At 51.9% G+C, this 13,883-nt stretch carries 16 protein-coding genes; 11 read left to right on the top strand and 5 right to left on the bottom strand.

Translation table 11 applies throughout. The annotated features are described in order from the left end of the window. Positions 1 to 110: 110 nt before the first annotated feature. Positions 111 to 284, top strand: coding sequence for a hypothetical protein (locus ACODR8_RS16845; protein ID WP_489008338.1), 174 nt, complete (start codon positions 111 to 113; stop codon positions 282 to 284). 181 nt (positions 285 to 465) lie between these two features. Here ACODR8_RS16845 and ACODR8_RS16840 read toward each other — a convergent pair whose 3' ends face one another. From ACODR8_RS16840 to ACODR8_RS16820, 5 genes are all read right to left on the bottom strand, one after another. Further along, positions 466 to 1,053 carry a hypothetical protein gene (locus tag ACODR8_RS16840; protein WP_489008337.1) on the bottom strand — a complete coding sequence of 196 codons (588 nt, stop codon included), beginning with the start codon at positions 1,051 to 1,053 and terminating at the stop codon, positions 466 to 468. A 148-nt stretch (positions 1,054 to 1,201) separates the two neighbouring features. Continuing rightward, positions 1,202 to 1,336 (bottom strand): hypothetical protein, encoded by a 135-nt coding sequence (locus ACODR8_RS16835; protein ID WP_489008336.1) that lies wholly within the window; start codon positions 1,334 to 1,336, stop codon positions 1,202 to 1,204. Between the two features lie 161 nt (positions 1,337 to 1,497). Beyond that, positions 1,498 to 2,130, bottom strand: coding sequence for a DUF1796 family putative cysteine peptidase (locus tag ACODR8_RS16830; RefSeq protein WP_489008335.1), 633 nt, complete (start codon positions 2,128 to 2,130; stop codon positions 1,498 to 1,500). Positions 2,131 to 2,525: 395 nt separating this feature from the next. Next, complete coding sequence (locus ACODR8_RS16825; RefSeq protein ID WP_489008334.1) at positions 2,526 to 2,894, bottom strand: hypothetical protein; 369 nt, start codon at positions 2,892 to 2,894, stop codon at positions 2,526 to 2,528. 273 nt (positions 2,895 to 3,167) lie between these two features. Then, a complete protein-coding gene (locus tag ACODR8_RS16820; RefSeq protein WP_489008333.1) occupies positions 3,168 to 3,827 on the bottom strand; it encodes an NUDIX domain-containing protein in 660 nt (219 codons plus the stop codon). A 309-nt stretch (positions 3,828 to 4,136) separates the two neighbouring features. Here ACODR8_RS16820 and ACODR8_RS16815 point away from each other — a divergent pair, with 309 nt between their 5' ends. The 10 genes from ACODR8_RS16815 (at position 4,137) to ACODR8_RS16770 (ending at position 13,686) form a co-directional block, all read left to right on the top strand. Then, the gene (locus ACODR8_RS16815; protein WP_489008332.1) at positions 4,137 to 5,246 is read left to right on the top strand and encodes a KpsE/RkpR family capsule polysaccharide export protein; all 1,110 of its coding nucleotides are present in this window, start codon (positions 4,137 to 4,139) and stop codon (positions 5,244 to 5,246) included. Positions 5,247 to 5,253: 7 nt separating this feature from the next. Further along, a complete protein-coding gene (locus ACODR8_RS16810) occupies positions 5,254 to 6,048 on the top strand; it encodes an ABC transporter permease (RefSeq protein WP_489008331.1) in 795 nt (264 codons plus the stop codon). Beyond that, positions 6,045 to 6,713, top strand: a complete 669-nt coding sequence (locus ACODR8_RS16805; protein WP_489008330.1) for an ABC transporter ATP-binding protein — start codon at positions 6,045 to 6,047, stop codon at positions 6,711 to 6,713. The genes ACODR8_RS16810 and ACODR8_RS16805 overlap by 4 nt, the downstream gene beginning before the upstream one ends. Next, on the top strand, positions 6,710 to 7,984 hold the full coding sequence (locus ACODR8_RS16800) for a glycosyltransferase (protein ID WP_489008329.1): 1,275 nt from the start codon (positions 6,710 to 6,712) through the stop codon (positions 7,982 to 7,984). The genes ACODR8_RS16805 and ACODR8_RS16800 overlap by 4 nt, the downstream gene beginning before the upstream one ends. Positions 7,985 to 8,230: 246 nt before the next feature. Next, positions 8,231 to 8,695 carry a CatB-related O-acetyltransferase gene (locus ACODR8_RS16795; protein WP_489008328.1) on the top strand — a complete coding sequence of 155 codons (465 nt, stop codon included), beginning with the start codon at positions 8,231 to 8,233 and terminating at the stop codon, positions 8,693 to 8,695. A 335-nt stretch (positions 8,696 to 9,030) separates the two neighbouring features. After that, positions 9,031 to 9,762: a class I SAM-dependent methyltransferase gene (locus tag ACODR8_RS16790; protein ID WP_489008327.1), complete on the top strand. Its 732-nt coding sequence runs from the start codon at positions 9,031 to 9,033 to the stop codon at positions 9,760 to 9,762. Between the two features lie 78 nt (positions 9,763 to 9,840). Next, the gene (locus ACODR8_RS16785; RefSeq protein ID WP_489008326.1) at positions 9,841 to 10,644 is read left to right on the top strand and encodes a sulfotransferase domain-containing protein; all 804 of its coding nucleotides are present in this window, start codon (positions 9,841 to 9,843) and stop codon (positions 10,642 to 10,644) included. 161 nt (positions 10,645 to 10,805) lie between these two features. Next, complete coding sequence (locus tag ACODR8_RS16780) at positions 10,806 to 12,332, top strand: glycosyltransferase (RefSeq protein ID WP_489008325.1); 1,527 nt, start codon at positions 10,806 to 10,808, stop codon at positions 12,330 to 12,332. 11 nt (positions 12,333 to 12,343) lie between these two features. Beyond that, a complete protein-coding gene (locus ACODR8_RS16775) occupies positions 12,344 to 13,279 on the top strand; it encodes a hypothetical protein (protein WP_489008324.1) in 936 nt (311 codons plus the stop codon). A gap of 245 nt (positions 13,280 to 13,524) precedes the next feature. Beyond that, entirely contained in the window at positions 13,525 to 13,686 is a 162-nt protein-coding gene (locus ACODR8_RS16770; protein ID WP_489008323.1) for a transposase, read from the top strand. Positions 13,687 to 13,883 lie beyond the last annotated feature (197 nt).

Raw genomic sequence — 13,883 nt, 5'->3', positions numbered from 1 at the left:
CCACGCCTTCTACTAATTTGCTTTCGTCTAGGTGTCTCCGATTCTAAGGATGAACTTCTGAAGAGCGCCGCGCGTCTAGCGCCGGGGAAATCCGCTATATGGAGACGACGATGCCTGATGATGTGAGCGCGGCTCTGGAGCGGTTTCAGAATTTCCTTGGCCGATATGCAGAGCAGGTGATTGATGAGGAGAGCGGCTTTAGCTGGGCAGACGGGATGCTGCTGATTGGCGAAGTCGAAATATCTACGGCTCATTTGCGTCCGGATGATCGCCCGATCGACTGAACAGAGGAAATTCGGCGGCCGATCGCACGGCCGCCACCTTATGCAACGAGATCATCGCCCAGAAATTGAGGCACTATGGCCAACCGAGATCCCAATAGCCCCGATTATAGCTTTCTCATGTTCGCCCTGCTCGTGGGTGCGTTTCTGGCTATAGTGACGGGCTTCTTCAGCTTCCACTAAATCACGGCTTCAGCGTCGACGCCGGCGGGACAACGTCGCCTAACCAGCGTCCGTCGAGTGCGGTGTTGCGCTTCCATGGGTCGCGACTGAGATAGCTCGCCCCTTCATAGCTGATGACCGAGACGGTCAGATCTTCCAGAACCATGCGCTGAAAAACCCACGATGCTGCATTATTAACGGCGATCCCGGCCCATGATGCGGGCGGCGATGGCGGGGGCGTCCGGGGCGGCATAGGCGGCTGTATGGTCCGGCCAGGTTGCAGGCCATGCCCGTAGAACCGATTGAGGTGACCTTGCCCATGCAGGATATCGAGATCGCGGCGTGCGTTCGCCAGACTGTAGCGCCGGACGTCAATGAAGTCGTCGCCATAAGTCAAAGGCGAGATCATCGATGGCGGCACAGATGGTAGCGTTGCGAACGGTCCCGGCGGATTCGTCCGGATATCCACTCGGCGGTCATCCGGCTCGACGGTTGATGCGTTGGTGAAGCCCGGCACAACGCCGCCCAGCGATACATCAAGGCTCGCCGTCGGCATTCGGCGCATCGCGTCAATTTCCTGCCGGATGATCGCGAGATAGAAATCGGCCATGTTGGGACCCGCTGGAATGATGACGTTTGAAAAAGCCATTGGCCCGCGCCGCCGAAGTGGGCGGGATCGCGACGGCGGCGCGGGGCGTCTTGCGATACCAGTTGCAGCTGCCGACGGGGTTGCGCTGCAGCGTTTCCCAGACCCCGGGTTAATCGCCAAGCGGCAGATTTGCGGGCCACCCGGTTGAGGCGCGTCCGTCGCCATCGTGCCAGATGGTCTTGCAGAGGTCGTCGCGCCATCCCCTGAAAATGTAGAGATCGCCGGCAAATGGATCGCGTCCCAAACTCTGCTACACCTGCAGGGCCAGGCTGCGCATGCTGCACCGCATGTCGGTGTGCCCCGTTGCGATCCATATCCGGCTTTGGCCATGAGCATGCGATGGCGTGCATTTAGCTTTCACACCATCCAATTGGACAAAAGGCTATCCAAACGCAGTTGATCGAATCATTGAAACGGTATGACGATATCCGACTTTTCCTTCTGAAACGGTCGATCCGTCAGGTGAGCGGCCATCAGAATTTCGGCCCAGTGATCCGCATGCCCAAGTCCGTCAGGGCCCGAATTGGGTACACGCAAATCGATAATCCGGCTATCTTCGGAGACCGCGCTACCAAGCGCTTCCTCATTCACACACGCTAAAGAAAAGTCCAAGCTAGGATAGAGAATCTGCAACTTTTCACAAAGCGAGATTGCCTCTTCACTATTTATACTTCGACGTATAAAACAGATTTTTTCTGGACTATATTGATAGCTGTTAAATCGATTTTTGAAATGGTCAAATTTTTCTTTTACGCAATCGAGATCATCCAGAAAATTATCTGGGATCTCATGGTGTTCGTTTCTTTTAAAGACATGACCATATTGGATGCCTGTCCGCCTGTTATTGACAAAATTCTTGTCTTCTTGTCGGTACAAATCTTGGGCATCCATAAGGCCGTCAAAGTTTTGGTCGAGTGCTGTCATGAGGCCTTCGAATGGCGTTATGAGCCAATCAAAATAGTCAGAACCTACCTGGGAAGTGTGCAGGCGTATTTGAAAACCAACTTCGCAAGCCCGACCAAGTGAAACTAAACGCATGCCATTTTCCTGTTTTGCGGACTGTCCAGTGAAATCAAGGGCAGAACAAGAAGTGAACAATCAAGGTTGGTCCACTTCAGTTTGCAATTTTGCCTATGTCATCGAAGATAGTGAAGGTATATATTTACCTCAAAGGATAAAGAAAAATATTTTTTATATTTGACCTTGGTCGTGAGTATCCCGGCTACGGCATTCAGTTTTAATTTTTATTTTTCGAACGAAAGCGTAACGATTGGCTTACCGGGCGAGGCAGGTGTCACCGGCATCGTGCCGTGTACACTTGGTCCGCACGGGCGATCTTCAGCATCTCCCGGCAGAGCTTCGTGAACTCACCTCATAGCGCTGGGCTGCCAGCATTCGGCCGACAACCCTCGACAATGTGGCGTGTCCTGCGATCAGATCCAGAATGCACACCTCGAAACTACCACGCTGACCTCGCCAACCGTCAACTCGTAGCCGCTCAGAATGCACCGGATGCTCAGTTCCACATCAAGAAGCTTGTCCGGGAAGGGCTTGCGTTCAACCAGTAGCGCCCGGGTGTCTTGATTGGATAATGACTTTGCGTGAACCGGGCTGTACCAATCCATGTGGAGCAACTGTGCGATCCCCCGCGCATCCTTGCGATCGGTCTTCACCGCCATGGCTGAAAGCGCCGCCTTCGCGTGCATGGTCTTTAGCAGCACGATCGCCTGTCCTGATGCCACGAGGGCAGCATGCAACCAATAAAAATGCTGGCGCGCTTCAAGGCTGACGTGAAGAACCAAGAACCCAGTTCGTGAAAAAAGCCCACAAGGCCTTCACACGCGCTGCCGACCCTGGCCTAGCTCGCCACCATTTTGTCGGGTCTACGATCTACACGCTACCTTCTTTCGGGTGTGCGGGGGGCGGCGTGACGCTCCATGGCTGAGCCCGACCGCTCGGATATCGTTTCCATCATCATTCTGGGGGACAGCGCTCCAGCTAATTTGACTTGAGACGCTGGCCCATTCGGCATCCAGTTCAACTGATTGCTGGGGATATTCCCGCCTCAGTCGATCTCAACCTGCCAGATCCACACGGCATCGATTAATCCAATTGACATAGGTCCGCGCGTAAGGATGAATCATGTCTGGTACCTGATCACACACACAATCGATCCATCGCCAAGCACTATGTTGATCGCCAGCCATTACCGCTGCAGCTTCATGGTCCGCCAATTCGACCCAATAAGGTATGTTAACATAATGGGTGCTGGTCGATGTGCAGAAACGGCTATCGTCGTAGAAATGGTCCCAGATGCCCATGAGGCGCGCTCGCCCGAAATCCACGCTATCGATCCCTGCTTCCTGCTTCATTAGCCTTCTGAAGGTGTCGCGCTGGCTTTCGCCCTTTCGCACTCGCCCCCCTAAGGTGAACCAATAACCCTTAGCTGGCGGGTTAAAACGTCGCCCCATCAACAACTGGTGGGCGGAATTGGTCAGGCACAGGTCGATCGAGACCACCGGAAGTGCGGCAATGGCAGCCGTAAAGCGCTCTTCCGAAAGAAAATTATCGTCACTCATTTGAAGCCGCATTATTTTTGAACCCAAATTTCTATTAAACAGAATCATAACTTTGCCAACTGTGACCGAGCGGACGCACAAGCAGATGATGCAAAATCCCCCTTTTGCTAACAAATGGCAGGTAGCGACGGTCGAAATCCGGGTTTGCTTCACCACGGAGAGCATATTTTCAATGTGGTCCTGTTTGAGGCTAGATTGTATTACTCCCGATGCAGCGGATCGGTTGGACCGCCGCAGCGGTGAGCACATTTGCACCAAGGTCGGATGAGTCGCGCAGGTCTAGGTTGCGAAATGCCACAAAGCGTGTCATCTGCGGCCCGCTATGGACTATCGAAACCGTTCCTACGTAGTAGAAGAATATAGCTGGACCGGCATGTGTCAGACAGCCATAGAGCAATTCCGTTGCTGCATTTATCGGGGCGCTGATAGAATCGCCGCAAGTACCACGTCCTGATGTGAGAAGTCATGCAAGAAAAGATTTCGCGATACATTAATAAAGTCGATCGTCTATTCGTTGCTACAGTCATTGTGCCAACGATTGTGGCAGTCCTTTATTTTGGATTCTTCGCGTCCGACATCTACATATCTGAATCGAGATTTATAGTAAGAAGTCCAGAAAAACCAGCTGCGTCCGGGCTAGGTGCCATTTTGAAGACTGCTGGATTTACGAACGCAGGGACCGAGGTTTTTGCAGTCAAAGATTATATCACCTCTCGTGATGCGCTGGCGGCTTTAGACAAAAAGGACGCGGTCGAAAAAGCTTATGGTAACGAGAATATTTCGTTCTTCGACCGATTCAACGCCTCAGGTATGGATAGAACTAAAGAAAATTTATTACGTTACTTCCTGAAGAAGGTTTCGGTTCAGCAGGATACGACCTCTTCCATCACGACTCTGATCGTGCGTGCCTATACGCCCACCGACGCTTATCGTTTTAACAGTCAGTTGCTTCAACAGGCAGAGGGTGTGGTTAATGAGATCAACGATCGTGGTCGTAACGACCTGATCTCCTACGCCACTACCGAAGTTAAAGAAGCTCAGCAGGGCGCGGCTCGGGCAGCAAGTGCGTTGGCCCGGTACAGGAACCGCAAAGGCGTGATCGATCCGGAAAAGCAGGCTGAAGTTCAAATCGAGATGGTGTCGAAGCTTCAAGACGAATTGATCGCCGCCCGTAACCAATTGTCCCAGCTGCAATCAACGGTTCCTGACAATTCGCAGATCGGACCATTGCGCGTCCGCATCGCCGATCTTGAACGGGAAATAAAAAATCAAATATCGTCAGTTGCTGGGAGCAATGCGTCGCTATCAGCTACCGCAGTCGAATTTCAGCGCCTGTCGCTAGAAAACCAATTCGCCGACAAGCAGCTTGCCGCCGCTATGAATGCCCTGCTGGATGCCAAAAATGAATCGCGACGGAAGCAAGCCTATGTCGAGCGAATAGTTGAACCTAATGTGCCCGATGCGGCGGTGGAGCCGCGCCGTTTGCGCGGTATCCTGGCGACTCTGATCTTGGGTCTGATCACCTGGGGCGTCCTTGGCATGCTGATTGCCGGTGTGAAAGAGCATCGGGAATAGCGATCCTATGAAAGCGCAAACTCAATCTTTCTTCGCTTCACTGGCTATACAACGCCGGGTTGTGTGGGCGCTGTTGATGCGCGAAATTTTAACGCGATATGGTCGACATAATATCGGGTTCATGTGGCTGTTCGTCGAACCCATGCTTTTCACGCTTGGAGTTACGGCGCTTTGGACGGCGACGAAGGCCATTCATGGTTCGAACATTCCGATCGTGGCTTTTGCCATAACCGGCTATTCGTCGGTTCTGCTATGGCGCAACATGCCGGGCCGATGTGTCGATGCAATAGAGCCAAACCGGTCCTTGTTGTTCCATCGCAACGTGCGTGTCATCGACCTATTTATAGCCAGGCTATTCCTCGAAGGTGCGGGTGCGACCATCTCGCTCATTGTCCTGAGCTTAGTCTTTATTGCGCTGGGCCAGATGGATCCACCCGAAGACGTGTTAAAGGTTATGGGCGGATGGTTGATGCTGGCGTGGTTCGGCATGGCGCTAGCCTTGTTCCTGGGTGCCTATGCGGAACGGTCTGAAATCGCACATAAGTTGTGGCACCCTGCATCCTACCTTCTTTTTCCGCTATCGGGGGCTGGGTTCCTATTGAGCTCGGTTCCCCCGCAGGCGCAGGCCTACCTCGAATACCTGCCTATGATTCATGGACTTGAATATCTAAGAGAGGGTTTTTTCGGATCCAAGATCACGGCTATTTATGATCTGCAGTATATGGCCCTGATCAATGCGATATTGACCATTTTTGGCTTGGCGCAAATTCGCATTCTTGCGGACACGGTGATACCCGAATGATTGTCATTGACGATGTCGTTAAAGAATATCCCATCCATAGCGGCAAGGTCCGTGTCCTAGACCATGTCAACCTGACCGTTCGTTCGGGACAGCAGATCGGGATATTGGGGCGCAATGGCGCTGGCAAATCGACCATAATTCGACTGATCAGCGGTGCGGAGCAACCTACTAGCGGCAAGGTAACGCGCACCATGTCAGTGTCTTGGCCGCTTGCCTTTGGCGGGGCGTTCCAGGGAGGCCTGACGGGATATGATAATCTGCGTTTCATTTGCAGGGTCTATGGTGTCGATCCGAAGGATACGCTGGATTTCGTACAGGATTTTTCTGAACTGGGCATGTATCTGCGGGAACCGGTTAGGTCCTATTCGTCGGGCATGCGCGCGCGCCTGGCTTTCGCCATTTCGATGGTTATCGATTTCGAATGCTATTTGATCGACGAAGTCATCGCTGTTGGCGACACCCGGTTCCATGAAAAGTGCATGATCGAATTGTTCGAAAAGCGCGCCGATAAGGCGAAGATCATCGTGTCGCACGATACGACCTATGTGCATCAGCATTGCGATAGCGCCGCTGTGCTGGCGCAGGGTAAGCTGACCTATTTCGAAAACCTGGACAGCGCGTTCGAACATTATCATCGGGTTTCGGCGCTTCGGACGACAAATTGACCAAGGTCACGCCCCAGACGGTAGATCCGGCTCCGGGCTGGAAGGCCCGGATGAAGGGCCGCCGTACCGAATGGAAGTGGAAAGCCCGCGACGGATGGGATCGCTTGGTCTATTCGCCATTCGTTGAACGTTGCCTGTTTTCCAAGCGCCGTAATGTCGACTGCCCGCCCCCCGCACAGATCCGCAGGCTGTATGTCGACATATCCGTTATCGCCAACAGCGATGCAGGGACCGGCATCCAGCGCGTGGTGCGGTCCGTCTATGCTAGTCTGTCTGACATATGCGATCCGGGCGTCGAAATCCTGCCCATCGTCGTCACGCGGCGACGGGATGGATATCGCACCCTGGACGGAAAGCCTATCTGGGGAGGACCGGACGCCATCTTCCTTGGCCTAGATTTCGCCACGGATTCTATCTATCGCTATCGCCGGGAACTGGCGAATTTTCGCAGGTCCGGTGGGCGGTTGTGGTTTTTGCTGCACGACATTCTGCCGCTCAGCCATCCCCATTGGTTCACCCCGGCATCGTGCCTGAAGTATCGTCGCTGGCTTCGTGTATGTGCCGAAGTGGCGGACGGGTTTGTGTGCGTCTCACCGATAGTCACCGGATTGCTGGGTAATCTGTTGCGCAAACGATATGGATTGCGACAGGTACCCGACATCGCCACCATCTCCCTCGGCTCCGTGATCGTCGCTCCGGACGCCAGCGGGACCGCCAGCCGCTTTGCAGCATGCCCCGACGCAATTGCCCGCGCCGCCATCATTGTCGGCACGCTTGAACCGCGCAAAGGGCATATCGATGTTCTGGCAGCCTTTGAGCGGTTGTGGGCGCAGGGGAGCGACATTCCCCTGATCCTGATCGGAAAGGCGGGATGGAATACAAAAAGGCTTCAAAAACATATTTGGGGCCATGCGCAATATGGCAGGTTGCTATTCTGGTTCGACGATATCGACGACGATGGCCTGCATGCGGCCTATACTCAGTGCCATATGGCGATCGTCCCGTCACTGGCGGAAGGGTACGGCCTGCCGCTGGATGAAGCATTGGCCTATGGTGCTCCCGTATTAGCGCGCGACATCCCTGTGTTCCGCCGTCATCATGGCAATGATAATATCGCCTATTTTCCAGAACATGTATCGACACCCGCGCTGGCGGACGCAATTGCCGCCTTCCATCAACATGCGCAACGTAAGTCCGTAATTACGCCACCTACACAATGGTGGCAGACGGCAAGGCAATTACTGACAGCAATCGGGTGCCCTGTGCGATGACGTCGAATAGCTTGGATTCATGCCGCTCGTCGCAGAAGTATCCGAAGGTCCGCAATGGCTGGCCAACTATCCTGTTCGTCCGATATCACAGGAGAATATATGCCATCGTGGTTGGTTGACCTTGCAAGTGATGATCCGCGCGTAACGATCGGCACGGGTAGTTGGGCCTCGTCGCCGCCGACGCTGCGCCCCCACCATGCAGGAAATCGGATTGAAATCGGCAAATTCTGCTGCTTGGGCCAGAATGTGACGATTTTTGCGGGCGGCAACCACCCCACCCATCATCTGACCCAGCATCATCTGCGCCTCTATCTTGATCTGGGCGACTTCGAGGATTGGTCGCAGCAATGTCTGGATCGTGACCATGTTACCAGCATCGGCAATGATGTCTGGATCGGCGACGGCGCCATCATCCTGACCGGCGTTAAGGTCGGCAACGGGGCTGCCATCGGCGCGCGCGCAGTAGTCAGCAAGGATGTGCCAGCCTATGCGATCGTTGCCGGAAATCGCGCGGAAATCATCCGCTATCGGTTTGAACCGGATGTCATCGCGCAACTCGAACAGCTGCAATGGTGGGACTGGCCCATGGACTTGTTACGGAAAGCTGCCGACATCTTGTTTTCGGCCGATATCGACGCCCTGAGCCGTCTTGCGCAGGCCCACAAGAGCGCGAAGGCCCGGCGCACCAAGCCGCGGAAGAAGAAGGCATAGCGCCGTAAAACGCGCTTGGCATCACTACCGCGGCCGCCAGATGAAAGGAAGAATCATCCCGCCAACCCCACCTCAATTGTTGGGTTCAAACGATCTGGCCAACTGAGCGAATCGTATGAGAGGCGGTTGGACACGTAGGAGGAACAAGTGGCCGAATCTACGCTTTATGCATGTGACGATGAGCCGTGTCGTCTGGAACAATTGGAGAACGGGTTACTTGATTATGCATCCGGTCGCTCGGTCTGAACGACATGGCGCAACCATGACAGATGATACGACATATAAGGCTTGAAAATTCTGCTGTTTGTGGAAATGAGAATGTTTATAGGCGCGCGATGACTGACAGCGATTGCAACTGGCGCTTATGGGGAGAACGCGATCCCTATTATGGTGTCTTGACTGATCCGCGTTTCCGCAGTGAAAATATCGATCAATCCCGCACGGACTTTTTTGAACACGGCAATGCGTTTGTGTGGCACTGGCTTACCAAGCTGGAGCATCGTTTTGGATCGCTAAGGCGCGATTGTGCGCTGGATTTCGGATGCGGGGTTGGGCGACTGACGGTTCCGCTGACAGACCATTTCGCATCGGTGGTCGGCCTCGATATTTCCCCAGGCATGCTGGAGGAGGCCGCGCGCAACAGCGAGGGGTTGAACATCAGCTATGCGCTGTCGGACGACAGCTTGTCGCGGTTGGATGGTACATTTGATTTCGTTAACACCTGCATCGTGCTGCAACATATTCCGGTCGCACGTGGGATGCATCTGCTCGGACAGTTGCTTGACCGGGTCCGTCCCGGCGGCGGGTGCCTAATCCAGTTCACGATCAGGCGCAACTATGGCTGGAAACGGGAGATCGGTTATCGGATACGCCATTCGTTGCCCGGCGGGCAGCACCTGGTCAATCTGCTGAAAGGTCGGAGCATCGATGCGCCGATGATGCAGATGAACGAATATCCGCTGGAGGATGTGATGCGCCTTTTCAACCGGAAAGGCTTTGAAGAATTGCTTGTATCCTTTCAGGACCATGATGGAAGCGAAGCCGTCACAATATTGTCGCGGCGCTGAGCAAACCGGCGATGCAAAGGCTATCATATGCCCATAATTGTTACAGGAGAGCCCTTTTTTAAGACCGGAGGTTGAACCATGGCCGTCGTCACGATGCACTTTCTGGATGAACCATTCAGGATCCGGGTGCCGCAAAACGCCCTTTTTGTCTTTGGCGTTCACAAGTCAGGCAGCTCTTTGTTGAATCAGGTCTCATCCTATTTGGCACAGCGCAACGATGCCAACTGGGTTTCAATCCCGGACCAGCTGTTCCTGAAGAATATCGATTTCGAAGTCGCGTATGACGGCCATATTCCCGAGTATCTGATCCATCCAGGTAATATTTATGGCGGTTTTCGGCGCTTTCCCAAATCCTTGGCGAAAAACACTCATTTCCAAGAAGGGCGCAAGATACTGTTGGTCCGCGACCCTAGAGATGCGCTGGTCAGCCAGTTTTTCAGCTTTGCAAAGAGCCATCTTGTCCCGGAAGGCGATGATGGTGACGGACCACGCAAAATAATCATGCAAACTCGACAGGAAATCGCCAACCTTTCAATCGACCAATATGTCGTTCGAGGTGCGCATGAAATGAACATGGTTATGTGCGGCTATGCCGACATGGTGCATGACCCGTCCTGCCTTGTCATGCGATATGAAGACATGATATTTTCCAAGCGGCAGTTGTTGCAGGCGATATGCAGTCATTTTGGCTGGTTTATCACCAGTCAGGATTTTGATGATATTTTACATCATGTAGATATTCGCCCGCTAAAAGAAGATCCGACCCAGTTCATTCGAAAGGTTACCCCTGGCGATTATCTGGAAAAGCTGACGGAACAGTCGATCAGGGCACTGAACGTCCAACTGGACCAGGCGATGACGCTATTCGGATATGACCAATAGATAGCCTTCGCCACCAGTTGAGGCACCCGCTGGCGGGCATTCCTGCGACATGGCAGGTTCACCCGCATGGGCAGACGCTTCACAAAAACCATCGCCTTGCCTATCCAATTGGCGATATGTGCGTGCAAAGGTGATTCAACCCAACACAGATCGAGGGATATGTGGCCGATCCTAGCTTGACCGTTGCCGTCGTTAATTTGAACACAGGACGGGATATCCCCCTGACGATCGAAAGCATTATCGGGCAAAGCTATAACAATATTCAGTTAATGCTGTTCGACGGCTATAGCTTCGACAATAGCTATGATATCGTGAAACGATATAGCTCATTCATAGATATATTTTACCGTGTCGAAGATTCAGGCATATATGACGCAATGAACCGGGCTGCCCAAGTGGCGGATGGTGACTATATCCTGTTCCTCAATGCCGGAGATAGATTCTACGGTGAGGATTCCGTCGAGGCATGTATGGATAGAATTAGGGATGCCCCTGATATCTTCTATGGCGATCATATTTATGTGGATGGTCGGCTTGAAAAACATTTCAGATCTACGCATTTTGACATTTTGCAAAGACAATTGCACAGCGGGCAGATAGATCATGCTTGGCATGTTCATATACCCGGGCATCAGGCGACCTTCACCCGGACAGCCCTGTTGCGAGAAATGCCTTACGATACGCGCTATGCGATTTGCGCCGACCATGACTTTCTGTTCCGCGTACACGCCTCAGGCGGTCGTATGCAATATATAGATGATATCGTCTGCCACTATATGGCGGGCGGCATGTCTGCCAGTCAGGGTACTATCATCCATCGCGAATGGGCGCATATTTACAGGAAATATTCGCTGCGACCGCTCGACGTGGACAAGTTTTTTTTCCAGACAGACGCACAATCCCCTTTCCCGACATTCAACGATTATTCGGGGAAAATATTGAAAGGCATCCAGAAAGAGGTTGCGGACACCGCTCAGGGCGGACGTCACATGCTGGTCGACAATCTCTCGCTGCAATCGCCGGCATCGACCGAAACCATCGGCCTGCACCTTAAAGGAAGCGTCGGAGAGATCGGCAAGAGGATCACCTTCTCAACCAATGGGAACATGCTAGGCGCAGAAATCCTGCAATCTCACAGCTTCGATTTTCATTCGCCCTTTATCAGGCCGCTACAGCCCAACCAGGCTATGGACATTGTTATTGACGACGAAAACAGATCATCTGCCAAAGGTCGATTGATGCTGGATCGACTATATTTCATTGATAGCTATAAGATATACGGGAATTCGATCGATGTCGGAAATCTGAATTCGTCTATTCTTGAACAGATATTCATAGATGGGTGGATGATGATAAATGATGATCATGGAAATATATGGTCTCATACAGACCAGCCCTCCATTTCCTTTTCAGTCGATCGGCATATATCCGATCTCATTTTCTCCTTCGTGAGAGGTAATAGCGATGAGCATATGGACATATCCGTCATCATCAACGGAGTGATGGCAGGAAAAATCGAAGTTGACCCGAAAATCGCGTTCAAAGATTTTACGGTCAATGTCGACGATAGTTGGAAAACAGGTGCAAATGTAGTTCGCCTGAGCGTAGAAAAAAAATCGAGGAAAAGATTTTCAAATCAAAGTTCGACTTTAGGAATTTGTAAAATATCGTGGGAATATTCAAATTGAATATATGCATCGTGAGATCTTCAAAAATTTCAAATTCTATTGCATATGATGCGTTAATCAGCGTATTTTCTAATAATTATAATATTCATGATATCGACGAATCATACTTTATAAAAAATAATGTATCAGATTTAGAACAAAAATTTGATATTATCATTGCAATTTGTAATATTTTTGATGATGAATTTAATAGGATTATTCCATATTCGAACAAATATATTATAGTTGTTGATAGTTTTAATTCATCGGACGAAATCGACCTGTCATGGTGTCGATTTCAAACTCATCAATTTATTAGCTTTTCGCGATCTACCCACGAAAAAATCCAAACATTGGGATTCAAGAGCGCATATTTCCAATATTATCCACAACCGCAAGTTGACGATACCCAATGGATGGGACGCGGGGGTGTCATGAAATTATCCGTCATTAACGACGAGCATAGGCATCAAGGCAGAACGACAGGCAAAGCGCCAATTTATCTTGACATCGTTAACAAGGGTAAATCCCACTTTATTGATAAAGAAATAATCTCATCTGATCTTAACAAAAAAATAGAAGATCATGATATTTTCATGATTTCCGAATATTCATATGAAAATATATTAGCTGCATTATGCATCATGTCCCAAGGAAAAATTGTCATTTGCGGACATTTTTCATTAATTTCCGACTATATCGGACATCTTTCATCGGGTATTATTGATGATGGAAGTAATTTTCAGTATCATCCATTTCTTGATCCACAATCCTTGCGTGCGATTGGACAGGGTGCCTATCATCGCACCCGCAGGGGATATCAGCGTTGGCTAGTGGACCAGATGCGGCTGCTCTCGCTCATCAAAAATGATAGGCAGCGCTGGTCCGGTTCCGATCGATCCGCTTCCTTTGGGAACCGGATCAGGCGCGCTGCCAGCAACGCCGCATATGATGCTGCCTTTCCCTGAACCTGAAGCAGAACGATACGAGGCTCCTGCGAACTTGCGTTTTCGACGTGACAGGAGCCGGAGAGCTTTTTCTCCATCGCCAATCTGCGCCTGCCTTCAAATCCGGCTTTCAAAGCCAGATCTTATACCAAGCTGCATTGATCATGGTAACCGTCCGATTGGGACCGCCTGCCTGATGGCGCGACAATCTCTTAAGAGACGGTCATAGCGACGTCGCTAACGACGTCTCTTGATCGGGGATTGCGATGAGGGTGGAGATACTGGGTCAGGAACGTCGGCGCCAGTGGACGGATCAGCAGCGGCTAGAGATCATCAGTGCCGTTGGCGTGAATGGCGCGACACTGACAGAGGTGGCGCAGCGCCACGATGTAACCCGACAACAGATTTATACTTGGCGCTATGATTGAAGAAGCGCGGGCTCTTGGGAGCCGCGCCTGAGCCTGTCTTTCTCCCCCTGGACTTGCCTGCCGTTCAAGCCCCTGAAGTTGCCTACAACCCTGGTCCAGGCGCGACGTCCATGGTTGAGCTGCGCCTGACGAAAGGCCGGACTGTCAATCGGCGTCCAAACGGGCCCCCTTATCGGCGCGCAAAAGGGACCCCCCGT

It is taken from the genome of Sphingobium sp. FG58, assembly GCF_057809055.1.
This window is presented reverse-complemented; position numbering and strand designations above follow the sequence as displayed.